Origin of the sequence: Tsukamurella ocularis, assembly GCF_024807615.1 — a bacterium.
Lineage (GTDB): Bacteria > Actinomycetota > Actinomycetes > Mycobacteriales > Mycobacteriaceae > Tsukamurella > Tsukamurella ocularis.
This window is the reverse complement of the sequence record NZ_JANUCJ010000003.1, coordinates 104,359-130,429: the sequence shown is the minus strand read 5'-3', so window position 1 is coordinate 130,429 and position 26,071 is coordinate 104,359. Positions and strand designations below refer to the sequence as shown.

Sequence of the window (26,071 nt, the reverse complement as noted above, 5' to 3'; positions counted from 1 at the left end):
GATGACCAACCTCGGCCGCGTAGGCCTTGCGATCCTCACGGCGGCGACGCTCGCGACCGGCGCGTGCGCGACCAGCACGGCACCGTCGAAGGAGAGCGACGCACCGTCGGCCACCGGCACCGTGACCCTCGTGACCCACTCCAGCTTCCACCTGCCCGAGAACGTGCTCGCCGACTTCACGAAGCAGACCGGGCTCGCGATCAAGACCGTCGAGCTGGGGGACGGCGGCGAGCTCGCCACCAAGCTGTCGCTGACCCCGGGCAACCCGCCCGGCGACGTCGCCTTCGGCGTGGACAACACCTACGCCGCGCGGCCCGTGCGCGCCGGCGTCTTCGACGAGTACGTCTCGCCCGGCGCCGCGAACGGCGCACAGGACTACGCGCTGGCTGGCATGCCGCAGCTCACCGCGATCGACTTCGGCGACGTCTGCGTCAATATCGACACCCGCTACTTCAAGGACAAGGGTCTCGCTGAGCCGGTCACCTACCAGGACCTGACGAAGCCCGAGTACCGCGGCCTGACCGTCGTGCAGAACCCCGAGACGGCCTCGCCCGGCATGGCCTTCCTGGCCGGTACCGTCGCGGCGCTGGGCGAGGGCTGGCAGGAGTACTGGCGCTCGCTGCGGGCCAACGAGGTCTCCGTGACCCCGAACTGGTCGACCGCCTACTCGACGGACTTCTCCGGATCGTCGGGCAAGGGCCCGAAGCCGATCGTCGTCTCCTACGCCAGCTCGCCCGCCGCCGAGGTGGGCAAGGACGGCTCCGCGCCCCCGACCAAGGCGCTGCTCGACACCTGCTTCCGGCAGGTCGAGTACGCGGGCGTGCTGCGCGGCACCAAGAACCCCGAGGGCGCACGCAAGCTCATCGACTTCCTGCTGACCCCCGCGGTGCAGGCGAGCATCCCCGACGAGATGTTCGTCTACCCCGTGACCCGCGGCGTCGCGCTGCCCGAGACGTGGGCGAAGTACGCGCCCGTGCCGCCGAAGGCCGCCACGCTGCCCGCCGATCGCCTCGCCGACGAGCGCGACGGCTGGGTGCGGCAGTGGCGCCAGCTGATGGGGCGGTGACGGGGCCGTCGTGAGGCAGCTGGACCGCGGGCGGCTCGCGCTGCTGGCAGCCCCACTGCTGTTCGTCGCGGTCTTCTTCCTCTGGCCCGTCGCCGCCATCGTCGCGCGGGGACTCGCGTCCGACGGTGTCGGCCTGTGGGAGGGCTTCGCCGGCGCCGGCGGCCTGGGGCTGGTTTGGTTCACCCTCTGGCAGGCCGCGGCGTCGACGCTGCTCACCGTGGTCCTCGGACTGCCGCTGGCCTGGCTCACCGCCCGGGTCCGGTTCCGCGGGCAGTGGCTCTTCCGGGTGGTGGTGACGGTGCCCTTCGTGCTGCCGACCGTCGTGGTGGGCGTCGCCTTCCGCACGCTGTTCGCTCCCGGCGGGAGCCTCGGCTTCCTCGGCCTCTCCGAGACGGTGTGGGCGGTACTGCTCGCGCACGCCTACTTCAACGTCTCGGTGGTCGCCCGCATCGTCGGCGGCGTGTGGTCGGCCGTCGACCCGCGGGCAGAGCAGGCCGCGCGCACCCTGGGCGCCGGCCCGGCGCGCGCCTTCCTCACCGCCACAGCGCCCGCGCTGCTCCCAGCGATCGCGTCGGCGGCGTCGGTGGTCTTCCTGTTCTGCGCGACGAGCTTCGGCATCATCCTCGTCGTCGGCGGCAGCCGGCTGCGCACCCTGGAGACCGCGGTCTACCAGGAGGTGGTCGGCGCGTTCGACCTGCGCACCGCCGCGCTGCTCGCGCTGGTGCAGATCACGATCGTGGTGCTGGCCGTCGCTGTGAGCGGCGCGTTGCGGGTGCGGGTCTCCCGGCCCGCAACGGCGGCACGCGTGGAGCCGCCGCGGCCGAGCGGCCGTGCCCGGCTGGCGGTGCTCGTCGGCGTGCCGGTGAGCGTCGCGCTGCTGCTCTTCCCGCTCGGAGCGCTGCTGCTGCGGTCGTTGCGTCCCGACTCCTCCGGCGCGCTGAGCCTCGACGCCTACCGCCGGCTCACCAGTGACTTCGGCGGGGTCGTGCCGGTGAAGGCGCTGACGATGTCGCTGGTCACGGCGGCGCAGGCGGGGGCGATCGCGTTGCTCGTCGGCGGGCTCGCCGCGGTCGCGATCGCCCGCTCCCGCGGGCTGCTGAGCCGGTTCGCCGACGCCGTGGTGATGCTGCCGCTCGGCGTGAGCGCCGTGACGCTCGGCTTCGGCTACCTGCTGGCCCTGCAATCCCTCCCCGCGGTCCGGGAGTCGCCCGCCGTGCCGCCCTTCGTGCAGGCCCTCGTCGCGCTGCCGCTGGTGGTACGTGTGCTCGTGCCGGCGCTCGGCGCGGTCGACCCGCGGCAACGGCAGGCAGCCGCCGTGCTCGGGGCCTCGCCGGTCCGCGTCTTCACCTCCGTCGACCTACCGGTGATCAGCCGCTCCGTGGCAGTGGCCGCGGGCTTCGCGTACGTCGTTACGCTGGGGGAGTTCGGGGCCGCGAGCTTCCTGGTGCGGCCCGAGCAGATGACGCTGCCCGTGCTGATCGGCCGGATCTCCGGCCGCCCCGGCTGGGCCGACGCGGCGCTCGCCGCGTCGTGCTCCGTGCTGCTCATCGCCGCGACGGTGCTGGTGATCGGCGCCGTGGAGGCGCTGCGCCGCGACGACGCCGGGCGGGCGGAGTTCTGATGGGTATCCGCGGACGTGGGGACAGGGGAGGGGGCCGACGATGCTGACCATCGACCGGATCTCGGTGCGCTACGGCGACCGGACGGCCGTGCGGGAGGTCTCGCTCACCGTCGGGGATCGGGCGGCGGGCGGTGCGGACGCCGTCACCGCGCTGCTCGGGCCGTCGGGCTGCGGCAAGTCGACGCTGTTGCGGGCCGTCGCGGGCCTCGAGCCCCTGGCCGGCGGGCGCATCCTCTGGGACGGCGCGGACCTCGCTGAGGTGCCCACGCACCGGCGCGGCTTCGGCGTCGTCTTCCAGGACGGGCAGCTCTTCGGGCACCGCGACGTGGCCGGCAACATCCGCTACGGCCTGCAGCGGCACCGCTGGCCGCGGGCCGACGCGGACGCCCGCGTCGAGGAACTGCTCGAGCTCGTCGGGCTGCCCGGGATGGGGGCACGGCCCGTCGGCGAGCTGTCCGGCGGGCAGCAGCAGCGCGTCGCGCTGGCCCGCGCGCTGGCCCCGAAGCCCCGCCTCCTCCTGCTCGACGAGCCGCTCTCGGCACTGGACCGGCAGCTGCGCGACCGCCTCGTGGGTGACCTGCGCCGCATCCTCCGCGAGACCGGGACGCCCGCCCTCATCGTGACCCACGACCACGACGAGGCCGTCGAGCTGGCCGACACCGTCGCCGTGCTGGACGCCGGCGAGCTGGCCCAGGTGGACCGGCCGGCCAGGCTGTGGCGGCGCCCGCGCACGCCCGACGTGGCCCGTTTCCTCGGCTACTCGGTGCTGCTCGACGCGCAGGTCAAGGACCTGCAGGCGACCTCCGCGCTGGGCCAGGTCCTCGTCGACTGCCCCGACGGGAGGTTCCGGCTGGGCCTGCGGCAGGGTTCCGTCGTGATCCAGGCGCACGGGGTGCCGGCCCGCGTGATCGGCTCGGTGCCCACCGCCGACGGGATGCGGATCACCGCCGCCGTCGACACCGGCGACGGCGAGCTGCTCGTCGATGCGCTCGGCGACACCCCGCCCGCCGACGGCGAGATCGTGCGCGTCGCGCTCAACCCGCGCCGGGTCGCCGTGATCGGATAGGTCTCGTGACCGAGAACACGCCCCCGAGTCCGTTCGGCCCACGCCAGGAGTGTGCGCTCCTCGCGATCGGCGAGACGCTGATTCCCGGATGGGACGGCGTCCCGGGGCCGCGGGGCATCGACTACCTCGCGACCGTCGCGGCGATGGCGCAGCACAAGCTGCTGCCGCGCGAGCTGCGCGAGATGAAGATCTTCCTCGACCTGTGGGACACCCGCGGTATGGGTCTGGCCCACGGCATCGGCCCTCGTAGGTTCTCCGCCCTGCCCCACGCGGAGCGCGAGGACGCCCTCCTGCGGTGGGGTGGTTCGACGGTGGCGGCCAAGCGCTCGATCTTTCAGGGCCTCCGCTCCTTGCTGATCGCCGCCTACTTCGTGGCACCCGACGCGACCGCAGCCCGTGCCGCGATGGGTTACCCAGAGGCTTTCGGGCCCCTGCCCGATGCACCGCCCCGGCCGCTGACGCCGCTCGTCGTGCCCGGCGAGAGGTTGAGCGCCGACGTCGTGATCGTGGGCTCCGGAGCGGGCGGCGGCACCGCCGCAGCGGTACTCACCGCAGCGGGGCTCGACGTGCTGGTCCTGGAGAAGGGCGGCTATCACGACGACCTCGACTTCGGTCGCGGCGAGCTCGAGGCGCTGACCACGCTGTATTCGGGGCCACCCGCCTCCACCCTCGAGGGGCAGCTCGCGCTCATGTCCGGCGGCACCCTGGGCGGCGGCACCGTCGTCAATTGGACCACCTCGTTCGCCACCCCCGACCACGTGCGAGCGGAGTGGGCCGCGCACGGGGCGCGGCAGTTCGCCGGCGAGGAGTACACCCGCGCGCTGGAGGCGGTCCAGCAGAGGCTGTCGGTGAACCTCGATCACGGCGCCATCGCCCAGCGCGACGCAATCATGGAGCGTGGACTGGTCGCACTGGGCCGGCACTGCGCCCCGATGCCGCGCAATGTGCTCGGTTGCGATCAGGGCGTCGAGTGCGGACGGTGCGGCTACGGCTGCCGGATCGGGGCCAAACAGTCGGTGACGAAGACGTGGTTGCAGGACGCCGCCGAGGTCGGGGCCCGCATCGTCGTCGACGCCGACGTGCGGCGGGTGCGGGTCGACCGTGGCCGCGCCACGGGTGTCGAGGTGACGCTCGCGGACGGGAGGCGGGTCACCGTCGACGCTCGGGCCGTGGTGGTGTCGGCCGGCTCGATCCAGACCCCCGCTCTGTTGCGCCGATCCGGGCTGAGCAACGAGCGGATCGGGGCGAACCTGCGGCTGCACCCCGCGACTGCGGTGGCCGGTCGCTTCGACGAGGACATCCGGCCGTGGGAGGGCGGCCTGCAGACCCGCTACTCCACCGAACACGCCGACCTCGACGGCCACGGTTACGGCGTGATCTACGAGACGGGCCCCATGCATCCGGGGGCTGCCGTCGCTTTCCAGCCCTGGCACGCCGCGGCCCACCTCGCCGACGACATGCGGGCCCTGCGCCGCACCGGGGTGGTGGGTGTGATCCTGCGTGACACCGGCGCAGGCAGGGTCACCGTCGGGCGCGACGGCGAGCCCGTGGCGCACTACCGGATCAGCGACTACGACGCTGCGCACCTGCACCGCGGGGTGGTGGGTGCCGCCGAGATCCTCGCCGCCGCCGGTGCGACGGCGGTGCGTACCGCCCACCAGGTGCGCGTGGCAGTGGATCTGTCGGGCACCGCCGACGCCGGCCGCCGTGCGGACCGGATCGCCGACCTCGCCGGCCGGGCCCGGGCGCAGGGATATGCCCCGGCGCGATGCATGATGGCAGCCCTGCACATCATGGGTACGGCAGCGATGGGCGGCAGCCGAGATACCTCCGCGACGGACCCCGACGGCGCGACGTGGGAGGTGCCCAACCTCGTCGTGGCCGACGCCTCCTGCTTCCCCACGCCGAGTGGCGTCAATCCGATGATCTCCATCGAGGCCATTGCGCACATGAACGCCTCGAGGTTGGCGGCTCGTCTCGGGTAGGCGGCGTGGCCGTCCCGCTAGGGACGGCGCTCGTCCTCGGGCAGGTACCAGTCGGGGAGCGGCTCGGCGGTCAGACGGGTGGTATCACCGGGGCGGGTGAGGGTGAAGAGGGCCCGCTGGATGCGGGGGATGCGGTTCATGTCGTCCGAGATCGCCGCCAGCCGCGCCGCGACCTGCGACTCCGGCAGGTCGCCCTCGAGGTCGACGGCTGCGACGAGGAACAGGCGGTCCGCGCCGACCCACTCCATGTGCAGGAAGCTCACCTGCTTGACGTCCGGGTGCGACTGCAGCGCCTCCAGCATGCGGTTGCGGGCGAGCGGCGTCGCCTCCTCGCCCGTGAGGAAGTCCATGTTGCGCCGGATCAGAAACACCGCGACGAAGCCCAGCAGGATGCCGACCAGGATCGATCCGACGGCGTCCCAGACGGGGTTTCCGGTGACCTGATGCAGGGCCATCGCGGTGGCGGCGATGACGATGCCGATCAGCGCGCTGAGGTCCTCTGCGAAGACCGAGCGCAGCACCGGGTTCGACGTCATCCGCACGTACCGCAGCGGGTGCAGCATCCGCTCCCGAGCGCCCTCCTTGGTCTGGCGAAGCGCTTGCAGGAACGAGATCCCCTCGAGCACGAAGGAGATGGCCAGCACGGCGTAGCCCCAGCCGTAGTCCGCCGCCTCCTCCGGCGCACCGAGTGCGGAGATACCGTGCCACACCGAGACGGCGGAGCCCACGCTGAACAGGCCGAAGGCAGCGAACATCGACCACACGTAGCCCGAGCGGCCGTAGCCGAAAGGGTGCGACTCGTCGGCGGGTTTGGCCGCACGCTTCGCGCCGATGAGGAGGAAGACCTCGTTGCCCGTGTCCGCCCACGAGTGCGCGGCCTCGGCCACCATCGCGGCCGAGCCGGTGATCACCGCGGCGACCGACTTCGCCATCGCGATCAGCACGTTCGCGCCGAATGCGATGAGCACCGTCAGCAGACTCTCGTCCTGGGTTCCGTCCGCCGGCTCGTCGCTCATCCTGCCGATCGTATGCCCGGCGGCGGTACGCGCCGGGCATGATGGGGGCATGGGTGCATTCGATCCGTACGTCGCCGACGACCGTCGCTACGACGGGGCGCCGTACCGCCGGGTGGGGGAGTCGGGCCTGCGGCTGCCGGCGATCTCGCTCGGCCTGTGGCACAACTTCGGCGACGACAAGCCGCTGCAGAGCCAGCGCGACGTCCTGCGGCGCGCCTTCGACCTGGGTGTCACCCATTTCGACCTCGCGAACAACTACGGCCCGCCGCCCGGCAGCGCCGAGCGGAACTTCGGCACGCTCTTCGCCGAGGACTTCCGCCCCTACCGCGACCAGCTGATCATCTCGTCGAAGGCGGGCTGGGACATGCAGCCGGGTCCGTACGGCTTCGGCGGCTCCCGCAAGTACCTGCTCTCCTCGCTGGACGCCTCGCTGCGGCGGATGGGCCTGGACCACGTGGACATCTTCTACAGTCACCGGCCCGACCCGGAGACGCCGCTGGAGGAGACCATGGGCGCGCTGCACACGGCCGTCACCTCGGGGCGCGCGCTGTACGTGGGTATCTCGTCGTACGGCGCCGAGCTCACCGCGCGGGCGCAGGAGATCATGCGCGATCTGGGCACACCGCTGCTCATCCACCAGCCCTCGTACTCGATGCTCAATCGCTGGGTCGAGCGCGCCGGAGAGACCGGCGGACCGTCGCTGCTGGAGACCACGGCCGCCGAGGGCATGGGCGTCATCGCCTTCTCGCCGCTGGCACAGGGCCTTCTCACCGACCGGTACCTCCGCGGTGTGCCCGAGGACTCCCGCGCGGCCGCGGGCAAGAGCCTTTCCGGCGCCATGCTCTCGGATGAGAACCTGGCGCGCGTGCGCGGGCTGGCCGGGATCGCCGCCGACCGCGGGCAGACGCTCGCGCAAATGGCGATCGCGTGGGTGCTCCGCTCGCCGGCGGTGACCTCCGCGCTAATCGGGGCGTCCAGCGTCGCGCAGCTCGAGGACAGTGTGGGCGCCGTCGCGAACCTCGGTTTCACCGCTGAGGAGCTCGCCGCCATCGACGAGTTCGCCGTAGACGGTGACCTGAACATCTGGTGGGGCGCCACCGCCTCGACGTCATGACCGCGACGCGGACCGGCGCTGCCCGACAGAGCGCGACCGGACAGAGCGCGACCGGACAGAGCGCGACCGGGCGGCTGTACGGCGGCGCCGACGCGCGGACCCGGCATGCGGAGCGGCTCGCCCGGCTCGAGGAGGCGGGACTCGACCTGTTCGCCACCGCCGGATACCAGCAAACGACGGTCGCGGACGTCTGCGAGCGGGCCAAGGTCTCGCGGCGCCACTTCTACGAGCAGTTCGCCGACCGCGAGGCGCTGCTGCGACACCTGCACACCGGGCTCCAGCAGCGGGGCCGCGTCGCGGTCGAGACCGCGCTCGCGGAGGGCATGTCGCGCGTGGGCGGCCTGCCGACGGCGGAGGCCCGTCGCGCGCTGGTGCTGGCCGGAGTGAGGGCCTACATCGACGCGGTGCTCACCGACCCGCGTGGCCTGCGGGTGGCGTTCGTCGAAGTGGTCGGGGTGAGCCCCGAGATGGAGCGCTACCGCCTGGACAACCGTGCTGGGTGGGCCGCTCTGGTGCGGTCCGCAGTGGAGGCCGTCGGATCGCGGGCCGTCGCCCCCTGGGTGTACGCCGCATTCATCCCCTCCGTCAACGAGTTCCTCCTCGCGTGGTGGCAGCGTGCCGATGAGGGCGCGAACCCCGCGGAGCTGGTCGACGTGCTCTCGTCGGTGCTGACGAACCTGCTGGAGACGGCGCCGGCGGACAGGAACTGACCGTATTCCGCACTAGCCTGGCGGCGTGCCCACCACCGCCGTTCCCGTCCTGCCCTGCGTCGATCCCGAGGCCACCCGCGACTTCTACACCGCCCTCGGATTCGCGTGCACCGGCTACCAGGTCCGTCCGTACCTGTACCTGGCGTTCACGCGCGACGGTGCGGACGTCCACTTCGCGCGCTTCGCCCGCGACGCCGAGGACACGGGCATCTGCCTGCTGCTGGTCGACGACGTGGCCGCCGAGCACGCCGCGTTCAAGGCCGCGATCAAGGGACTCCTCGGGAAGGTGCCCGCCTCGGGGGAGCCGCGGCTGACCCGGTTCCGTCCGGGCGCCTCGCGGTTCACCCTCGTCGACCCGTCGGGCAACCAGCTGCTGATCATCCGGAAGGACGAGCCGGAGTTCGAGTACGGCGGCGCGACGGAGCTGTCGGGGCTCGCCAAGACGCTCGACAACGCCCGCATCCTCAGCGGCTTCAAGGGCGACGACGCCGCGGCATACCGGGCGCTGACCTCGGCGCTGCGTCGCCCGAAGGACGGCGATACCGACGCCGACCGGGCCCTCGCCCTGGCCTTCCTGCTCGAGATCGCGCCGGCGGCCGGCCGCGACGCGGACGTGCCGGGTCTGATCGGGGAGCTGCGGGCGTTGCCGGTGACCCCGGAGGAGCTCGACCGCGCCGTCGCGACCGCGGCCGATCCTGGCGCCCTGCGGCAGTTGCTGGAACAGGCGGACTAGGCCACGCGCGTGCGTTCCGGGTTGGCGCGCACCGTCTTCAGGGACTTCTCGAGTTCCTTCTTGGAGGCGCCGTGCGCGGCCAGCCGGTTGAGCCTGTGGATCACCACGGGGCACTTCATGCACCGCGTCTTCTTGCGGCAGCACTTCTTCTTGGGCTTGCTGCCCACGAGTTTGTGCGCCTTGGTCTTACTCATCTGAATAGGTTAGAGCAACCTAATCGTGGGATGCCAACCGTCACATCCGGCGGTCACGATGCGGCTCCTCGGGCCTTCGGGAAGTAACCTGGTCACGACCAGGCGTGTCCGCACGCCCCCTTCGACGCGCCCACGGACCATTGCCCGCTGCGCGCGCACGACCACCTCCAGGAGAACCACAGTGGCTCAGCCCAGCTTCCGCAACGTCGCCATCGTCGCGCACGTCGACCACGGGAAGACCACCCTCGTCGACGCCATGCTGCGGCAGTCCGGCGCGTTCGCCGAGCGCGCCGAGCTGGTTGACCGGGTCATGGACTCGGGTGACCTGGAGAAGGAGAAGGGCATCACCATCCTGGCGAAGAACACGGCCGTGCACCGTGTGAACGCCGACGGCACCACCACCGTCATCAACGTGATCGACACCCCGGGCCACGCCGACTTCGGTGGCGAGGTCGAGCGCGGCCTGTCGATGGTCGACGGTGTCGTCCTGCTGGTCGACGCCTCCGAGGGCCCGCTTCCGCAGACCCGCTTCGTGCTGCGCAAGGCGCTCGCCGCGTCGCTGCCCGTCATCCTGGTCGTGAACAAGACCGACCGCCCCGACGCGCGCATCGAGGAGGTCGTCACCGAGGCACAGGACCTGCTGCTGGACCTCGCCTCGGACCTGTCCGACGAGGCCGCTGAGGCCGCCGAGCTCGCGCTCGGCCTCCCTGTGATCTACGCGTCGGGCCGCGAGGGCAAGGCCTCGACGACGGCCCCCGCCAACGGCACGGTCCCGGACGCCGAGAACCTCGACGAGCTGTTCCAGATCCTGCACGACCACATCCCCGCCCCCAAGGGCGACGCCGCGGCGCCGCTGCAGGCCCACGTCACCAACCTCGACGCGTCGGCCTTCCTCGGCCGCCTCGCGCTGGTCCGCATCCACAACGGCACCCTCCGCAAGGGCCAGACCGTCGCCTGGATGCGCGAGGTCGACGGCGAGCCCGTGGTCACCAACGCCAAGGTCACCGAGCTGCTCGCCACCGACGGCGTCGAGCGCAAGCCCGCCGAGGAGGCTGTTGCCGGCGACATCGTCGCCGTCGCGGGCTTCCCCGAGATCATGATCGGCGACACCCTCGCCGACCTGGAGAACCCCGTCGCGTTGCCCCGCATCACGGTCGACCAGCCCGCCATCTCCGTGACCATCGGCACCAACACGTCCCCGCTGGTCGGCAAGGTCTCGGGTCACAAGCTGACCGCCCGCATGGTGAAGTCGCGCCTCGACTCCGAGCTCATCGGCAACGTCTCGCTCAAGGTGCTCGACATCGGCAAGCCCGACCAGTGGGAGGTGCAGGGCCGCGGCGAGCTGGCGCTGGCCATCCTCGTCGAGCAGATGCGACGCGAGGGCTTCGAGCTCACCGTCGGCAAGCCCCAGGTCGTCACGCGCAAGGTCGACGGCAAGGTGCACGAGCCCTTCGAGCACCTCACCATCGACGTCCCCGAGGAGTACCTCGGCTCGGTCACCCAGCTGCTCGCGAACCGTCGCGGCCGCATGGAGACCATGGCCAACCAGGGCACCGGCTGGGTCCGCATGGAGTTCGTCGTCCCGTCGCGCGGCCTCATCGGCTTCCGCACCGACTTCCTCACCGAGACCCGCGGCACCGGCATCGCCAACGCCGTCTTCCACGAGTACGCGCCGTGGGCCGGCGAGATCCGCGCCCGCCACACCGGCTCGCTGGTCTCGGACCGCCAGGGCAGCGTGACCCCGTTCGCGATGATCCAGCTCGCCGACCGCGGCACCTTCTTCGTCGAGCCCGGCGCCGACACCTACGAGGGCATGGTCGTGGGCATCAACCCGCGCGCCGAGGACCTCGACATCAACGTCACCAAGGAGAAGAAGCTGACCAACATGCGTCAGTCCTCCGCCGACGTGATGGAGACCCTCGCCAAGCCCATCAAGCTGGAGCTCGAGGCCGCGATGGAGTTCTGTGCCGGCGACGAGTGCGTCGAGGTCACCCCCGAGGTCGTTCGGGTGCGTAAGGTGCATTTGAACGGTACCGAGCGCGCCCGTGAGCGCTCGCGCGCCAAGTCGCGGGATCAGTCCGCGGGCTGATCCCGCGGTCGCGGCGACGGGCCCGACGGTGACCGTCGGGCGGTGGACTTCCAGCGAGCGTAGGAGGCACGAGCAGTGCGGCACAGGTCCCTGGGGCTGACGGTGGCGTCGGTACTGCTCGCGACGACCCTGACCGCGTGCGTCGCGGACCCGCCGCCGGCGGTGCCGGGGTCGGAGACCTCCGCGCCGCCGCAGGCCCCCGCCGCCACCGGCGCCACCGTGCAGGTGGCGATCGACGGCCTGGGCCCGGGTTTCAACCCGCACCTCGCGTCGAACTCATCCTCGGCGTCGCGGGCCCTGGCAGCGATGACCCTGCCGAGCGTCTTCCGTGAGGTCCGGGGGCAGGACGGGCGGGTGACGCTGCAGCAGAACACCGACCTGATCCCGGCGATCGAGCACCCCGCGCCGCTGCAGATCGCCTACACGATCCGGCAGGACGCGCAGTGGTCCGACGGCGCGCCGATCGCTGCTGAGGACTTCGTGTACCTCTGGCAGTCGATGACCACCGCCCCCGACACGGTCGGGTCGGCGCCCTACCGGCAGATCGAGTCGGTGGCCTCGGGCGCCGGCGGCAAGCGCGTCATCGTCACCCTGAAGGCGCCGCTGCCCGGCTGGCGGACCCTGTTCCAGAACCTGCTGCCCAGCCACCTGATCAAGGGCTCGCCCGGCGGCTTCAACGGCGCCATGCGGGAGAAGATCCCCGCCTCCGGCGCCGGCTACCTGGTCAAGAAGGTCGACGTGGCACGCGACGAGGTCACCCTCGAGCGCAACGACCGGTACTGGATGAAGCCCGCCCGCGTCGACCGCATCGTGCTCCGCAAGGGCGGCACCGACACCCAGCTCGCCAACTCCGTCCGCACGGGCGATGTGCAGGTGGTCTCGGTGCACGGCGGACCGTCGTTGCTGGCGCAGCTCACGTCGATCTACCAGGTGCGCGCCGTGGAGCAGGTCGATCCCCGGGTGCTGTCGCTGACGCTGAACACCCGCTCGAAGTTCCTCGCCGACGTCGAGGTACGCCGCGCACTGCTGGACGCCGTGAACGTGGACCTGCTCACCACCGTCGGTTCCGGCGGCGACGCTGCGCGCCCCGCCCGCGCGCAGGTGCTGGCACCGTCGGATCCCGGCTACGCCCCGACGATGCCCGCGCGCCCCGCGCCCGCGGAGGCGAAGGCCCGCCTGGAACAGGCCCTCGCCGGCGCCGGCTACACGCTGCAGAACGCGCCGATCCCGCCCAGCCAGAGCGTGCCGCCCACGCCGCCGCCCGCGACGACCGAGCCGGCCGGCCCGAGCACCAGCATCGACCCGTCGGCGCTGCCGGTGCCGCCCTCCCCGTCGCCGGGCGAGAACGTGCAGCAGTACGTCCGCGACGGGGTGCCGATGTTCCTACGGATCGGCGTGCCGCAGGGCAACGTCGCGGCGTTCGCCGTCGCCAGCAACGCCACCGACCAACTGCGCGCCATGGGCGTCTTCGCGTCGGTGGTCGCGCTGGAGCCGCAGGTGGTCGCCGGGACCGCGCTGCTCGACGGTTCCGTTGACGCGGTGGTCGGCTGGTCCAGCGCCGGCCCCACGCCCGCCGAGCGGTTCGCCTCCCGCGTCGAGTGCCCCGCGCCCCCGTCCGAGGACGGCCAGCGGCCGACCACCACCAGCACGCCGCAGGCGCCGAACCTCGAGAACGACCCGGCCGCCACCACGGTGGGCGGCAACCTCTCCGGCCTGTGCGACGCGGACCTGCAGGGTCTCGCACTCGACGGGCTGCGCGGCGGCCCCATCGACCTCGCGGCGATCGACGCGCAGCTGTGGTTGCGCGCGACGGTCCTGCCGATCCTGCAGGATGTGACGCTGACGGCAGTCGGCCCGTCGGTGCAGGGGGTCACGCTGGAGGGCCCTCCGCGTGACGGCGTCTTCACCGGCGTGGAGGGATGGGCCCGCCCGTGACCGACGTGAGCGGACGGCGCCTGCTGCTGGTGCACGCGCACCCCGACGACGAGACCATCACCACCGGCGGCACCATCGCGCGCTACCTCGCCGAGGGCGCCGAGGTGACCGTCGTGACCTGCACCCTGGGCGAGGAGGGCGAGGTGATGGAGCCGCCCTTCGCGCAGCTCACCGCTGACAACGCCGACCAGCTCGGCGGCTATCGGATCGGCGAGCTGACGGGCGCGCTGGCCGCGCTGAGCGACCCAGCCGGGCCGGTACTGCGGCCCCGCTTCCTCGGCGGCATGGGCCGCTGGCGCGACTCCGGCATGGCCGGCACCCCCGCCGCGGAGCACCCGCGGGCATTCGCCTCGTCGTCCTACCTGGAGTGGGTCGACGGCGGCCCGCTGCAGGCCCTCACCCGCGTCATCAGGGAGACGCGGCCGCAGGTCGTGATCACCTACGACGAGGTCGGCGGCTACGGCCATCCCGACCACATCGCCGCGCACCTGCTCACGCACGCCGCCGTCGAGGCCGCGTCGGACGCCGGCGTCCCGGGGGAGCCCTGGGAGGTCGCGAAGCTGTACTGGACGGTGACCGCGCACGACGACCTCGACGCCGGGCTCGACGATCTGCGCCGCGTGGAGCTGCCCGACGGCTGGCGCGTGCCCGCCGCCGCCGAGCTGCCCGCCCACGACGCCGCGGCGATCACCACCCGGATCGACGTCTCGTCCGTCCTCGACCGCAAGCGCACCGCGCTCCGTGCCCACGCGACCCAGCTCGGCGTCAGTGCGGACGGCGCAGCCCTCGCCCTGACCAACCGGATCGCGCAGCCGGTGTTCGCCCAGGAGGCCTACGTCCTGGCCCGCGGCGCCGTGGCCCCCGGCCCCGACGGGGTCGAGCGGGACCTGTTCGCGGGGGTGGCGTGATGGAGCCGCTCGACCGGATCCTGCTCGGTGTCGCGACCGTGGGCGGCGCGGTGTGCGCGGTCGGCGCCACGATGTACCTCTACCTGTACGCCGGCGCCGTGCCTCTTCCGCTCTCCGCGGTTCTGTTCGGCGCGCTGCTCGCGGGGATCTCCGTCGCGGCCCGCCGGCTGGGCGGCGAGCCGGTCCACGGGGCACTGCCGGTAATCGCGTTCCTCCTGGTGATCGTGGCCTTCCTGCTCGGCGGGCCGGGCGGCGACATCGTGCTGTACGCCGACTGGCGGCTGCTCTTGCTCCTGCTCTGTGGAATCGGGATGCCGATCCTCGCGGGACACCTGGCATCATCGATAGAGTGACGGACGCTTCAGAGCAATCTCCCGCTCTCCTCCCGGTGCCGACGGTGCCGAAGCGAGCCGCGGAGCCGTACGTACCGACCGCGTCGGCGATGCGCCGCGCCCTGCGCCGGGCGCGGGACGGGGCGGTGCTCAACGTCGACGAGGCGCAGGTGCTGCTCGCGGCCCGCGGCGACGACCTGGACGACCTGTGCCGCTCCGCGGCGCGGGTGCGCGACGCCGGGCTCCTCGAGGCCGGGCTGACGGGGGCAGACGGTACGCCGCAGGTCACCTACAGCAAGAAGGTCTTCATCCCCATCACGCGGCTGTGCCGCGACAAGTGCCACTACTGCACCTTCGTGACGGTGCCGGGCAAGTTGGCGGCCGAGGGGCACGGCGCCTACATGGAGCCGGACGAGATCCTCGAGATCGCGCGCCGCGGCGCGGAGCTGGGCTGCCACGAGGCGTTGTTCACTCTGGGCGACCGGCCGGAGGACCGCTGGGAGGCGGCCCGGACCTGGCTCGACGAGCGCGGCTACGACTCCACGCTGGACTACGTGCGGGCCATGGCCATCCGGGTGCTGGAGGAGACGGGGCTGCTGCCGCACCTCAACCCGGGCGTCATGAGCTGGGAGGAGCTCTCGCGGCTCAAGCCCGTCGCGCCGTCGATGGGCATGATGCTCGAGACCACCTCCGAGCGCCTGTTCACCGAGAAGGGGCAGCCGCACTACGGCTCGCCCGACAAGGACCCGGCGGTCCGGCTGCGCACCCTCACCGACGCGGGCCGCCTCTCGGTGCCCTTCACGACGGGGCTGCTCATCGGCATCGGCGAGGACGAGCGCGAGCGCGCCGAGTCGATCATGGCCATCCGCAAGGTGCACAAGGCCTTCGGCCACGTGCAGGAGGTCATCATCCAGAACTTCCGCGCCAAGCCCGATACCGCCATGCGGTCGGTGGAGGACGCGGACCTCGAGGTCTACCGCGCGGCGATCGCCGTGACCCGGATGGTGCTGGGGCCCGCGATGCGGGTGCAGGCGCCGCCGAACCTGGTCTCCGCCGACGAGTGCCGGCTGCTGCTGGAGGCCGGCGTCGACGACTGGGGTGGCGTCTCGCCCGTGACTCCGGACCACGTCAACCCCGAGCGCCCCTGGCCGGACCTCGATGCGCTGGCGCAGATCACTGCCGACGCGGGATTCGAGCTGCGGCAGCGACTCACGGCGCAACCCAAGTACGTGCGCGCCGGCAGCCCGTGGATCGATCCGCGGGTCGCGCCGCACGTCGCGGCCCTCGCCGACCCGGAGACGGGGCTCGCGGACCCGGACGCGATGCCCGTCGGCGTGCCCTGGCAGGAACCCGACGAGGAGTGGGCGTCGTCGGGGCGCACGGACCTGAACACCGCCATCGACGTCGACGGCCGCAACACCGACACCCGGTCGGATCTCGGCTCCGCTTTCGGAGACTGGGAGTCCGTGCGCGAGCAGGTGCTCTCGCTGTCGGCGCCGGAGAAGGTGGAGTCCGACGTGCTCTCGGCGCTACGGGCCGCGGAGCGCAACCCCGGCGGGCTGTCCGACGACCAGTACCGGGCGCTCGCGTACGCCGACGACGCCGGGCTCGAAGCCCTGGTGGCCCTGGCGGATCAGCTGCGCAAGGACGTCGTGGGCGACGTGGTGACCTACGTGGTCAACCGGAACATCAACTTCACCAACATCTGCTACACCGGCTGCCGGTTCTGCGCCTTCGCGCAGCGCAAGGGTGACGCCGACGCCTTCACGCTCTCCATGAAGGAGGTCGCCGACCGCGCCGAGGAGGCGTGGCAGGTGGGCGCCACCGAGGTGTGCATGCAGGGCGGCATCGACCCCGACCTGCCCGCCACCGGCTACGCCGACCTGGTGCGCGCTGTCAAGCAGCGCGTCCCGGGCATGCACGTGCACGCCTTCAGCCCGATGGAGATCGTCAACGGCGCGGCCCACTCGGGGGAGTCGGTGCGGGATTGGCTGATCGGGCTGCGCGAGGCCGGTCTCGACACGATTCCCGGCACCGCTGCCGAGATCCTCGACGACGAGGTCCGCTGGGTGCTCACCAAGGGCAAGCTGCCCACGTCGGCGTGGGTCGACGTGGTCACCACGGCCCATGAGGTGGGTATCCGGTCGAGCTCGACGATGATGTACGGCCACGTCGACAACCCGTCGCATTGGGTGACGCACCTGAACGTGCTGCGCGACATCCAGGACCGCACGGGCGGCTTCACCGAGTTCGTGCCGCTGCCCTTCGTGCACCAGAGCGCGCCGCTGTACCTCGCGGGCGCTGCTCGCCCGGGGCCGACCAAGCGGGACAACCGCGCGGTGCACGCGCTGGCGCGGGTCATGCTGCACGGCCGCATCGATCACGTCCAGACGTCCTGGGTGAAGCTGGGTACGGCGGGCACGCAGGCCATGTTGCAGGGCGGCGCGAACGACCTGGGTGGCACCCTGATGGAGGAGACGATCTCGCGGATGGCGGGATCGGCGCACGGATCGGAGAAGACGGTGGCGGAACTGCACGCGATCGCGAACGGCATCGGGCGCCCGGCGCGCGAGCGCACCACGACGCACGCCCAGCGGGGTGCCGCGTGAACGCGCTGGAGCCGCGCGGCGGCGCGGTCACGGGCACGGTGACCGACCTGGAGCTGGCGCGCACCGTCGGCGTCTTCGTGACGGTCGCCCGTCCCGCGGTGGCCGGCGTGCGGGTCGTCTCCACACTGGCCGGACTCACCCCGATCCCGCTGGTCAACGGCTACCTCAAGCGCGATGCCGACGGCCGTTCCCGCTGGTGGGTCATCCCCGTCGGCGCGGTCTCGACGGTCGCGGTGGCCTGGCCCGGGGCCCTCGGCTTCGTCGCCCGTCTGCTGCCGCTGCAGACCTACCTGGGCTTCGCGAACCAGACCCTTGTCGTCGTGGGCGTCGCGGGGGAGCACGGCGTGGACCAGGTGCCGGAGCAGATCGATCTCGTCGCGCGGGTCCTCGCGCGCCGCCAGATCGACGCCCGCGCGCTCCTCGGGGACCAGCCGGGCTTCCAGGACCTCGTGCCCGTGCGCGAGACGAGCGAGAAGCTGCGGGGCGGCGTCTTCTCGGCGTTCGGCGCGGTCCGCGACGTGCTTCACACCGTGAAGTCGGCGCGCGCGGCGCTCGAATCGCGCCCGCGTCCGGGCGGTGTCTTCGACACGGTGGGGAGGCTCCCGGTCGTGGGTGCGGCCGCCGGCTACGTCGGTGAGTTCGCCACGCTCCGCATCGTCGAGGCCCGCGCGTCCGACGGCGCCAAGATCCTCGGCCTGGAAGCAGCCTTCGCCGGAAGCGCGGCTCCGTCGGGCGTCGAGGCGGACCCCGAACCCGAGGCGTAGCCCCGATTCCTGTCGGTCCGCGGCGTTAGACTCGGCGCATGACCGCAGCTCGGAGAGTCGACTTGATGTCGCTGGACGACTGGCGTGCCTTGGGGGAGGACACGTCGGGGCGGTCGGAGCTTCAGGAGGGGGTCCTGATCGTGTCTCCGAGTCCGCGCAAGCTGCACCAGACCGCCGGTTTGAAATTGGCGATGCGGCTGGCCACATACCTGCCCGATGGCCTCGAGCTCGTGCCGGACTTCGACGTCATCGTCGAAGCCGGCTTTCCGCCGACGGTGCGTCGTCCCGATCTCATCGTTGTTCCCGTCACCGCTCCGGACGAGGTGACGGCTGATCGTGTTCTCCTGATCGTCGAGATCCTCTCGCCCGGCACCCGTCGCCAGGATCTGGTGACCAAGCGCAGCGAGTACGCCGACGCGGGTATCCCGCACTACTGGATCGTCGACCTCGCCGGCGGACCGAGCATCGAGGCCCTCGCACTCCGCGACGGCCAATACGAAGGCGCAACCTCCACAGGCGAATTCACGACGACGGTGCCCTTCGACCTCCGCGTGGACCTGACCGCACTGACCTGACAAGGGGTGGGGCGGACATCCACCCCCACCCTGTCGCGACCCGAGAGCACCGTCGGGAAACTACGAGATGAGCCCCACGACCGTCGCGGAGATGAACGAGACCAGCGTGGCGCCGTAGAGCAGCTTGAGGCCGAACTTGGCGATCTGGTCGCCCTGGTCGGGGGCGAGAGATTTCGCGGCACCGGCGATGATGCCGATGGAGCTGAAGTTCGCGAAGGAGACCAGGAAGGTCTGGACGATCGCGGTGGCGCGCTCGCTCATCACGACGGGGCCGTTGCCGGACGGGTTCATCTCGGTGAACGACATCATGGCGACGAACTCGTTGCTCACCAGTTTGGTCGCCATGATCTCGCCCGCCTGCACGCTCTCGGACCACGGCACGCCGGTGAGCCACGCCAGCGGCGCGAACACGTACCCGAGGACGTCCTGGAACGTGGTGCCACCGAAGATCCAGGCGAAGAGCCCGTTGACGAGCGCGAGCAGTGCGACGAAGCCGATCAGCATCGCGGCCACGGTGAGCGCCACCTTCGCGCCGTCCATGATGTATTCGCCGAGCATCTCGAAGAAGGACTGCTTCTTCTGCTCGGGCGCGGCGAAGACGTCGTCCTCGGGAGCGACCTCGTACGGGTTGATCAGCGAGACCACGATGAACGCGCCGAACAGGTTGAGCACGATGGCCGCGACCACGTACCGGGGCTCGATCATCGTCATGTACGAGCCGACGATCGACATCGACACGGTCGACATCGCGGACGCCGAGAGCGTGTAGAGGCGGTTCGGCGGCAGCGTCGGCAGGATCTTCTTGATCGCGATGAAGTTCTCGGACTGGCCGATGATCGCCGAACTGACCGCATTGAACGACTCCAGCTTCGGCATGCCGGTCACCGTGGACAGCGCCAGGCCGAGGTACTTGATGATCAGGGGCAGCAGCTTGAGGAACTGCAGGATGCCGATCAGGGACGAGATCACGATGATCGGCAGCAGCACGTTCATGAAGAACGGGCCCGGGCCGTCCGGGGCCTTGTTGTAGTCGACGAGGCCGCCGAACACGAACGCCGTGCCCTCGTGGGCGAACTGGAGCAGGTTCTTGAAACCCCGCGACAGCCAGTCGATGACGTTCTGCCCCACCGGGGTCTTGAGCATGATCAGGCCCAGCACGAACTGGATCGCGAGCATGCCCAGGATGTACGGCGCCTTCTTCTTGAGCAGGGCGACGTTCCGCGTGGGCAGGTACGCGAGGAGGAGGAAGACGACGAGTCCGAACACACCGACGATTACGTGCACTGGTGAATGAAAGCACACACCGGCAGGTTAGGCGACACTTCTTTGTGACACCTTCCAACGGCGCGGAATACTGTCGGGTGGAAGCAGTCGGTGCGAAGGAGATGACAGGTGACGTACACCATCGCAGAGCCCTGTGTGGATGTGCTCGACAAGGCATGTATTGAGGAGTGCCCGGTCGACTGTATCTACGAGGGCAACCGGATGCTGTACATCCAGCCGGATGAGTGCGTGGACTGCGGCGCCTGCGAGCCCGTGTGCCCCGTCGAGGCCATCTTCTATGAGGACGACGTGCCGGACGAGTGGGCCGAATACGTGAGCGCGAACATCGATTTCTTCGACGAGATCGGTTCGCCCGGTGGTGCCGCGAAGCAGGGGAAGATCGACTACGACCACCCCTTCATCAAGGCGCTCCCGCCCATGAACACCGACACCGAGCACTGACGTGTCGCGCGTGCCCGTGGCGTCCGGACTGCCGGACTTCCCGTGGGACACCCTCGCGGGCGCGAAGGAGAAGGCCGCGGCGCACGTCGGCGGCATCGTCGACCTCTCCGTCGGCACACCCGTGGACCCGGTCGCCGAGCCGATCCGCCGCGCCCTCTTCGAGGGCTCCGCGTTCCCCGGCTACCCGGCCACGATCGGCACCGTCGCCGTGCGTGAGGCCGCCGCGGCCGCGCTGAGCCGCCGGTACGGCACCGTCGCGCTGCCGGAGAACGCGATCCTGCCCGTGATCGGGACCAAGGAGGCGATCGCGCAGCTGCCGTCGCAACTCGGGCTCGGAAGCGGTGACGTCGTCGTCATCCCCGAGGTCGCGTACCCCACCTACGAGGTGGGCGCGCTGCTGGCCGGGGCCCGGCCGGTGCGGGCCGACGGTACCGCCCAGCTCGGCCCGGAACGGCCGGCGCTGGTCTTCGTGAACTCGCCGTCGAACCCGACGGGCAAGGTGCTCGGCGTGGACCACCTGCGCAAGGTGGTGCAGTGGGCGCGCGAGCGCGGTGCGATCGTGGCGTCCGACGAGTGCTACCTCGGCCTGGCCTGGGAGGCCGAGCCCGTCTCGGTCCTCGACCCGCGCGTCTGTGACGGCGACACCGCCGGGCTGATCGCGATCCACTCGCTGTCGAAGACCTCGAACCTGGCGTCCTACCGCGCCGGCTTCCTCGCGGGCGATCCCGCGCTCATCGCCGAACTCGCCGCGGTGCGCAAGCACGCCGGCGCTATCGTGCCCTTCCCGGTGCAGGCCGCGATGACCTACGCCCTCTCAGTGGACGAGCACGAGGCGGAACAGCGCGCCCGCTACGCCGCCCGCCGTGCGGTGCTGCTGCGGGCCGTCCAGGGAGCGGGCTTCACCGTCGACCACTCCGAGGCCGGGCTGTACCTGTGGTCGACGCGCGGCGAGCCCTGCCGCGAGACCGTCGACTGGCTGGCCGAGCGCGGCATCCTCGCCGCGCCGGGTGAGTTCTACGGCCCGCAGGGCGCGCAGCACGTGCGGATCGCGATGACCGCGACGGACGAGCGGATCGCCGCCGCCGCCGAGCGCTTGGCCTGATGGGGATCTCCGGCGTCTCGGCCGCGTGGCGGCCCGAACTCGCCGGGATGCTGCTCGACGGTGCGCGCGCGGGTTCTGTCGCGTTCACCGAGATCGTGGCGGAGAACGCCGATCCGGCCGCGCTGCCCGCCGAGCTGGCGGAACTGGTGGGCTTGGGCGTCACGGTGGTGCCGCACGGGGTCACGCTCGGCATCGCGGGTGCGGACCTCCCCGATCCCGACCGGTTGCGGCGGCTCGCCGACCTCGCGGTGGCGCTGGACGCGCCGCTGGTGAGCGAGCACATCGCCTTCGTGCGGGCGGGCACCGTCGGGCTGGACGACGATCCCGCCGACACGGCGTCCGGCCCTCACGAGGACGTCCTCGAGGCCGGCCACCTGATGCCTGCCCCGCGCACGGCCGAGGCGCTCGACGTGCTGGTGGAGAACGTGCGCGCCGCGCAGGCCGCGCTGCCCGTGCCGCTCGCGCTGGAGAACATCGCCGCCCTGTTCGCGTGGCCCGAGGACCGCTACGACGAGCCGGCTTACCTGCGGGAGCTGGTCGACCGGACGGGGGTACGCCTAGTCCTCGACCTGGCCAATGTCTACGCCTCGTGCACGGCCCGCGGAGCGGATGCCGCCGGCGAGCTGCGGCGGTATCCGCTGGAGGCGGTCGCGTACGTCCACATCGCGGGCGGCCGCTTCGACAAGGGCCTCTACCTCGACACCCACGCCGACCCGATATGCCCGGAAGTTCTGGATCTCCTCGCGGTCTGGCGGGATTCACAGCGTTCTCTTGGGGGTGTTTCTGCAGGTGGGAGCACGTTGCCCGGAGTGTTGCTGGAACGTGACGAGTCCGTGATCGAATCCGCCGTCCGGCACGAGATGCTGTGCCTACGAGAGGTTCTCGGGATCGACTGAACGACGATCGGGAGGTGCGAGATGGAAGCTGTGGTGGTTCTGTTCGTGATCTTCGCGGTGATCGCGGTGTGCGTCTCCGCCGCTTCGGGCGGCCAGAGCGGTGGGCGGCGCCGCGGGCGGTCCCGCGGGCGCAGTGGGTCGTCGGGCGACTCCGGCGCCGGATCGGCCTGGTTCTTCGGCGACTCCGGCGGCGGCTCGCACCACTCGGGCCATGACTCGGGCTCCAACTGCAGCGCGAGCAGCTGCGGGGCCAGTAGCTGCGGCTCCAGCTCGTCGAGCAGTTCGAGCAGCTGTGGTTCCTCCTGAGGTGCGGGACCGGCTGCGGCACCGCCAGGCGGTGGTGCTCACCGATCTCCTCGCCGGACGGGTGCCGGCCGGGTTCGACGTCGGCGGCGCGGCCCTGACCGCCCGGGTCCTCGCGGTGAAGCGCGCGGGCTCCGCGGCCAGGGCCCTCCCGGCGTTGACGAGCCTGCCTGGCTGGCCGGGCGGCTTCGTCGGCTACGCGGCGGCGCACCCGAAGGTGGACTGCTCCGCCCACGACGCCCGCGCGTACGTCGGCTGGCTGCGTGCCCACGGCACGGAGGCCGAGCGCGCGTGGGTGGCCGTCGAGTCGGTGCGCAGCGGCGCGCGGCGCTGGGCGGTGGCGCGCGGCCGCCCCGTCGTCCGCGTCGGGGCCCGGGTCTACGGGGCCTGACGCGCTACCGAGCGGCCGGAGGAAGTCCCGGTGCAGCGGGTCGACGAACTCGGGCGCTCCTTTGGCGGGCTGAGATGCCGGCGAACGCTGGTGGTCGTACCCACAGTCGCCAGTGGTTTCGTCTGCGAACCATCAACCCTCAATCTGATACGCTATAGCAAAGGGTAGCGAGGTTTCGTTGAACGAGGGTGGTGAAGGTGATATTCACGAAGATCAGATTCGGTCTGGTGGCGATGCTCTGCACTGTCGTGGTGCTGAGCGGCGTGGCGCTGTGGATCATCGAGTCGCGCCTGGTCAGCGCTCACCCGGAGTGTGTCGGCACAGGATCGCCGCGGGTGGCGGCCGCGGAGCTCGTCGGCGAGCGGCCCGCGCTAAGCAGCGCTCTCGACCGCATGCTCGACGGGGTGCGCTGCTCCGGTGGCGGGGCTCCGATGGGTGTCGTCACGAAATAGAATTCACTATTGATGTACGAAAACGGCGGCCGGTGCGTGCACCGGCCGCCGTTCGCGTGCGACCTCAGTTCTTGTGCAGCGCGGCGTTGAGCTCGACGCCCTCGCTCTTCCACGGCACGACCTCAACCGCGCCGGTCACCGAGTTGCGGCGGAACAGGAGGTTGCTCTGCCCGGACAACTCGCGAGCCTTGACCTGCGTCCCGTCCGGGCCGGTCACCTTGGTGCCGGCGGTGAGGTAGAGGCCGGCCTCGAGCACGCAGTCGTCGCCGAGCGGGATGCCCAGGCCGGAGTTGGCGCCCAGCAGGCACCGCTCGCCGAGCTTGATGATCTCCTTGCCGCCGCCCGAGAGGGTGCCCATCGTCGAGGCGCCGCCACCCACGTCGGAGTGATCGCCGATGACGACGCCCGCCGAGATCCGGCCCTCGACCATCGCGGTGCCGAGCGTGCCGGCGTTGAAGTTCACGAAGCCCTCGTGCATGACGGTCGTGCCGTCGGCCAGGTGCGCGCCGAGGCGGACGCGGTCGGCGTCGCCGATGCGCACGCCGCTCGGCAGCACGTAATCGACCATGCGCGGGAACTTGTCCACCGAGTAGACGGTGACACGGCCGCGGGGGAGGAGCGCCGCGCGGACCGACTCGAAGTCCACCGGGGAGCAAGGGCCGAAATTGGTCCACACGACGTTCGCGAGCAGGCCGAACTGGCCATCGAGGCTGAGGCCGTGCGGCTGCACCAGGCGATGACTCAGCAGGTGCAGGCGCAGGTAGACGTCGTGTGCGTCGACGGGTGCCGCGTCGAGGTCTGCGATCGTGGTCTGCACGACCACCACCCGTACCTTGCGCGCCGCGTCGGCCCCGGCCGAGGCGGTCAGGACCTCCGGCGCGCCGTCGGGATCCTGCACTGTGCCGGTGGTGCCGCCACCGTCGGTCAGCTCCGGCGCAGGGAACCAGGTGTCGAGCACCGTCCCGTCGTCGGTAAGGGTGGCCAGTCCGTACGCCTTCGCTCCACGATTCGTCACGCGATCAGGGTACCGGGCGCCACTGGGGCCGCGGTCGCTCGCGCTGCGGAGCTGCCGGAGTCGGATACCGTGCAGCGAGTGACTACGACGCTCGACACGGCCAAGCTCGCCAACCGGATCGACGACGCGGTCGACGACGGGGACCTGAGCGCCGTCGCGGCACTCATCGCACCCCTGACCTCGCACCAGGTCGCGGACGTCCTCGAGCGACTCAGTCGCAAGGACCGTGCCGTCGTCTTCCGGCTGCTGGCGAAGGACGAAGCACTCACGGTCTTCGAATCCCTCGACGCGCCCCTGCAGGGCGAGCTCATCCACGACCTCCAGGACGACCAGGTCACCGGCCTGTTCGCCGAGCTCGATCCCGACGACCGCGTGACCTTGCTCGACGAGCTGCCCGCGACCGTCGCCGGACGCCTGCTCCACGGCCTCCCGGACGGCGAGCGCACCGCCACCGCGGCCCTGCTCGGCTACCCCCAGGGATCCGTCGGCCGCGAGATGACCCCCGAGTTCGTCTCCGTCCACCCCGGCGACACCGCTGACCGGGCCCTCGCCGCGGTGCGGGCCCGCATCGACGACGTCGAGACCATCTACGGCATCCCGGTCGTCGGCCCCGGGCGCGTCCTCGTGGGCATCGTCGGGCTCCGTGGCCTCCTGCGTAGCGCACCGGAGACTCCGGTGAGCGAGATCATGAACGTCGCCGGGACCGCCCGGGCGCGGGAGTCCGCGGAGGAGGCCGCCCGCCGCTGCGCCGAGCAGCGCCTGCTGGTGATGCCCATCGTCGACGACGAGCACCGCCTCGTCGGCATCCTCACCGTCGACGATGCGCTCCGCATCCTGGAGGAGGCCGAGAGCGAGGACGCGGCACGTCAGGGCGGCGTGGAGCCCCTGAACCGCCCCTACCTGTCGACGCCCGTGCGGACGCTGGTGCGCTCACGGGTGGTGTGGCTGCTGGTACTGGCGATCGGCGCGACGTTGACCGTGAAGGTGCTGTCGGTCTTCGAGGACAGCCTGCAGGAGATGGTGGTGCTCTCGCTGTTCGTGCCGCTGATCATCGGCACCGGCGGCAACACCGGCAATCAGGCCGCGACGACTGTGACCCGCGCGCTCGCGCTCGGCGACATCACGACCGCCGACGTCTTCCGAGTGCTCGGCCGCGAGGTCCGCGTCGGCGCGACGCTGGGCCTGGTCCTCGGCACCCTCGGCGCGGTCATCGCCGGCGTCCTCTTCGGGGTCGACGTGGGCCTGGTCATCGGCGCCACGTTGTTCGGCGTGTGCACCATGTCGGCCACCGTCGGCGGGCTCATGCCGATCGTCGCGAAATCCATCGGCGTCGACCCGGCCGTCTTCTCCAACCCGTTCATCAGCACCTTCGTCGACGCGACCGGCCTCATCCTCTACTTCCTGGTCGCCAAGGCGATCCTCCCGATCTGAGCACTACCCCTGGAGGGGTGACTCTGCCGTGCGGCCTTG

Annotated in this window: 24 protein-coding genes; 20 read left to right on the top strand and 4 right to left on the bottom strand. The window is 71.5% G+C overall.

Going from position 1 to position 26,071, the window contains the following annotated elements; all coding sequences use genetic code 11:
• Position 1 precedes the first annotated feature (1 nt).
• The 4 genes from HNP44_RS11905 to HNP44_RS11890 are packed head-to-tail and all read left to right on the top strand — an operon-like array spanning position 2 to position 5,738.
• The gene (locus HNP44_RS11905; RefSeq protein WP_259140529.1) at positions 2–1,066 is read left to right on the top strand and encodes a thiamine ABC transporter substrate-binding protein; all 1,065 of its coding nucleotides are present in this window, start codon (positions 2–4) and stop codon (positions 1,064–1,066) included.
• A 10-nt stretch (positions 1,067–1,076) separates the two neighbouring features.
• Positions 1,077–2,687 (top strand): ABC transporter permease, encoded by a 1,611-nt coding sequence (locus tag HNP44_RS11900; protein ID WP_310437680.1) that lies wholly within the window; start codon positions 1,077–1,079, stop codon positions 2,685–2,687.
• A 40-nt stretch (positions 2,688–2,727) separates the two neighbouring features.
• Complete coding sequence (locus HNP44_RS11895) at positions 2,728–3,753, top strand: ABC transporter ATP-binding protein (RefSeq protein WP_259140528.1); 1,026 nt, start codon at positions 2,728–2,730, stop codon at positions 3,751–3,753.
• Positions 3,754–3,758: 5 nt separating this feature from the next.
• Positions 3,759–5,738, top strand: a complete 1,980-nt coding sequence (locus HNP44_RS11890) for a GMC family oxidoreductase N-terminal domain-containing protein (RefSeq protein ID WP_259140527.1) — start codon at positions 3,759–3,761, stop codon at positions 5,736–5,738.
• 17 nt (positions 5,739–5,755) lie between these two features.
• On the opposite strand, the gene HNP44_RS11885 is transcribed toward HNP44_RS11890, so the two are convergent.
• Positions 5,756–6,754 (bottom strand): cation diffusion facilitator family transporter, encoded by a 999-nt coding sequence (locus HNP44_RS11885; protein WP_259140525.1) that lies wholly within the window; start codon positions 6,752–6,754, stop codon positions 5,756–5,758.
• 49 nt (positions 6,755–6,803) lie between these two features.
• Between HNP44_RS11885 and mgrA the strand changes: the two genes are divergently transcribed.
• Genes mgrA through HNP44_RS11870 form a run of 3 tightly spaced genes read left to right on the top strand, consistent with a single transcriptional unit; the run spans position 6,804 to position 9,311 of the window.
• Positions 6,804–7,868: an L-glyceraldehyde 3-phosphate reductase gene (mgrA, locus tag HNP44_RS11880; protein ID WP_259140523.1), complete on the top strand. Its 1,065-nt coding sequence runs from the start codon at positions 6,804–6,806 to the stop codon at positions 7,866–7,868.
• Entirely contained in the window at positions 7,865–8,578 is a 714-nt protein-coding gene (locus HNP44_RS11875) for a TetR/AcrR family transcriptional regulator (RefSeq protein WP_259140522.1), read from the top strand. The genes mgrA and HNP44_RS11875 overlap by 4 nt, the downstream gene beginning before the upstream one ends.
• 25 nt (positions 8,579–8,603) lie before the next feature.
• Positions 8,604–9,311: a glyoxalase gene (locus HNP44_RS11870; protein WP_259140520.1), complete on the top strand. Its 708-nt coding sequence runs from the start codon at positions 8,604–8,606 to the stop codon at positions 9,309–9,311.
• Here HNP44_RS11870 and HNP44_RS11865 read toward each other — a convergent pair.
• Positions 9,308–9,505, bottom strand: a complete 198-nt coding sequence (locus HNP44_RS11865) for a hypothetical protein (RefSeq protein ID WP_259140519.1) — start codon at positions 9,503–9,505, stop codon at positions 9,308–9,310. The two genes, HNP44_RS11870 and HNP44_RS11865, sit on opposite strands and share 4 nt — an antisense overlap.
• 181 nt (positions 9,506–9,686) lie before the next feature.
• Here HNP44_RS11865 and typA point away from each other — a divergent pair, with 181 nt between their 5' ends.
• The 7 genes from typA to HNP44_RS11830 all read left to right on the top strand — a co-directional run bounded on the left by typA (position 9,687) and on the right by HNP44_RS11830 (position 18,717).
• Positions 9,687–11,594, top strand: a complete 1,908-nt coding sequence (typA, locus tag HNP44_RS11860) for a translational GTPase TypA (protein WP_259140517.1) — start codon at positions 9,687–9,689, stop codon at positions 11,592–11,594.
• Between the two features lie 75 nt (positions 11,595–11,669).
• Positions 11,670–13,529 (top strand): ABC transporter family substrate-binding protein, encoded by a 1,860-nt coding sequence (locus tag HNP44_RS11855; protein WP_259140515.1) that lies wholly within the window; start codon positions 11,670–11,672, stop codon positions 13,527–13,529.
• Between the two features lie 5 nt (positions 13,530–13,534).
• Positions 13,535–14,437 (top strand): N-acetyl-1-D-myo-inositol-2-amino-2-deoxy-alpha-D-glucopyranoside deacetylase, encoded by a 903-nt coding sequence (gene mshB / locus HNP44_RS11850; RefSeq protein ID WP_259141163.1) that lies wholly within the window; start codon positions 13,535–13,537, stop codon positions 14,435–14,437.
• On the top strand, positions 14,437–14,790 hold the full coding sequence (locus tag HNP44_RS11845; protein WP_259140513.1) for a hypothetical protein: 354 nt from the start codon (positions 14,437–14,439) through the stop codon (positions 14,788–14,790). The genes mshB and HNP44_RS11845 overlap by 1 nt, the downstream gene beginning before the upstream one ends.
• Positions 14,787–17,378 carry a bifunctional FO biosynthesis protein CofGH gene (locus tag HNP44_RS11840; RefSeq protein WP_259140512.1) on the top strand — a complete coding sequence of 864 codons (2,592 nt, stop codon included), beginning with the start codon at positions 14,787–14,789 and terminating at the stop codon, positions 17,376–17,378. The genes HNP44_RS11845 and HNP44_RS11840 overlap by 4 nt, the downstream gene beginning before the upstream one ends.
• On the top strand, positions 17,375–18,142 hold the full coding sequence (locus tag HNP44_RS11835; protein WP_259140510.1) for a hypothetical protein: 768 nt from the start codon (positions 17,375–17,377) through the stop codon (positions 18,140–18,142). The genes HNP44_RS11840 and HNP44_RS11835 overlap by 4 nt, the downstream gene beginning before the upstream one ends.
• 38 nt (positions 18,143–18,180) lie before the next feature.
• Positions 18,181–18,717, top strand: coding sequence for a Uma2 family endonuclease (locus HNP44_RS11830; RefSeq protein ID WP_259140509.1), 537 nt, complete (start codon positions 18,181–18,183; stop codon positions 18,715–18,717).
• 60 nt (positions 18,718–18,777) lie between these two features.
• On the opposite strand, the gene HNP44_RS11825 is transcribed toward HNP44_RS11830, so the two are convergent.
• Entirely contained in the window at positions 18,778–20,001 is a 1,224-nt protein-coding gene (locus tag HNP44_RS11825; RefSeq protein ID WP_259140508.1) for a NupC/NupG family nucleoside CNT transporter, read from the bottom strand.
• Positions 20,002–20,109: 108 nt separating this feature from the next.
• On the opposite strand from HNP44_RS11825, the gene fdxA reads away from it, so the two are divergent.
• The 5 genes from fdxA (at position 20,110) to HNP44_RS11800 (ending at position 23,586) form a co-directional block, all read left to right on the top strand.
• Positions 20,110–20,442, top strand: a complete 333-nt coding sequence (fdxA, locus tag HNP44_RS11820; RefSeq protein WP_224646084.1) for a ferredoxin — start codon at positions 20,110–20,112, stop codon at positions 20,440–20,442.
• Positions 20,443–20,458: 16 nt separating this feature from the next.
• Positions 20,459–21,544, top strand: coding sequence for a succinyldiaminopimelate transaminase (gene dapC, locus HNP44_RS11815; RefSeq protein WP_259141162.1), 1,086 nt, complete (start codon positions 20,459–20,461; stop codon positions 21,542–21,544).
• Positions 21,544–22,440, top strand: a complete 897-nt coding sequence (locus HNP44_RS11810) for a multinuclear nonheme iron-dependent oxidase (RefSeq protein WP_259140507.1) — start codon at positions 21,544–21,546, stop codon at positions 22,438–22,440. Before dapC ends, HNP44_RS11810 begins: the two co-directional genes overlap by 1 nt.
• A gap of 292 nt (positions 22,441–22,732) precedes the next feature.
• A complete protein-coding gene (locus HNP44_RS11805; RefSeq protein ID WP_259140506.1) occupies positions 22,733–23,134 on the top strand; it encodes a hypothetical protein in 402 nt (133 codons plus the stop codon).
• 197 nt (positions 23,135–23,331) lie between these two features.
• Positions 23,332–23,586 carry a hypothetical protein gene (locus HNP44_RS11800; protein ID WP_259140505.1) on the top strand — a complete coding sequence of 85 codons (255 nt, stop codon included), beginning with the start codon at positions 23,332–23,334 and terminating at the stop codon, positions 23,584–23,586.
• Between the two features lie 64 nt (positions 23,587–23,650).
• Here HNP44_RS11800 and dapD read toward each other — a convergent pair whose 3' ends face one another.
• Positions 23,651–24,601: a 2,3,4,5-tetrahydropyridine-2,6-dicarboxylate N-succinyltransferase gene (gene dapD, locus HNP44_RS11795; protein WP_259140504.1), complete on the bottom strand. Its 951-nt coding sequence runs from the start codon at positions 24,599–24,601 to the stop codon at positions 23,651–23,653.
• Between the two features lie 78 nt (positions 24,602–24,679).
• Here dapD and mgtE point away from each other — a divergent pair, with 78 nt between their 5' ends.
• Positions 24,680–26,032, top strand: a complete 1,353-nt coding sequence (mgtE, locus tag HNP44_RS11790) for a magnesium transporter (RefSeq protein WP_259140501.1) — start codon at positions 24,680–24,682, stop codon at positions 26,030–26,032.
• Positions 26,033–26,071: the final 39 nt, after the last annotated feature.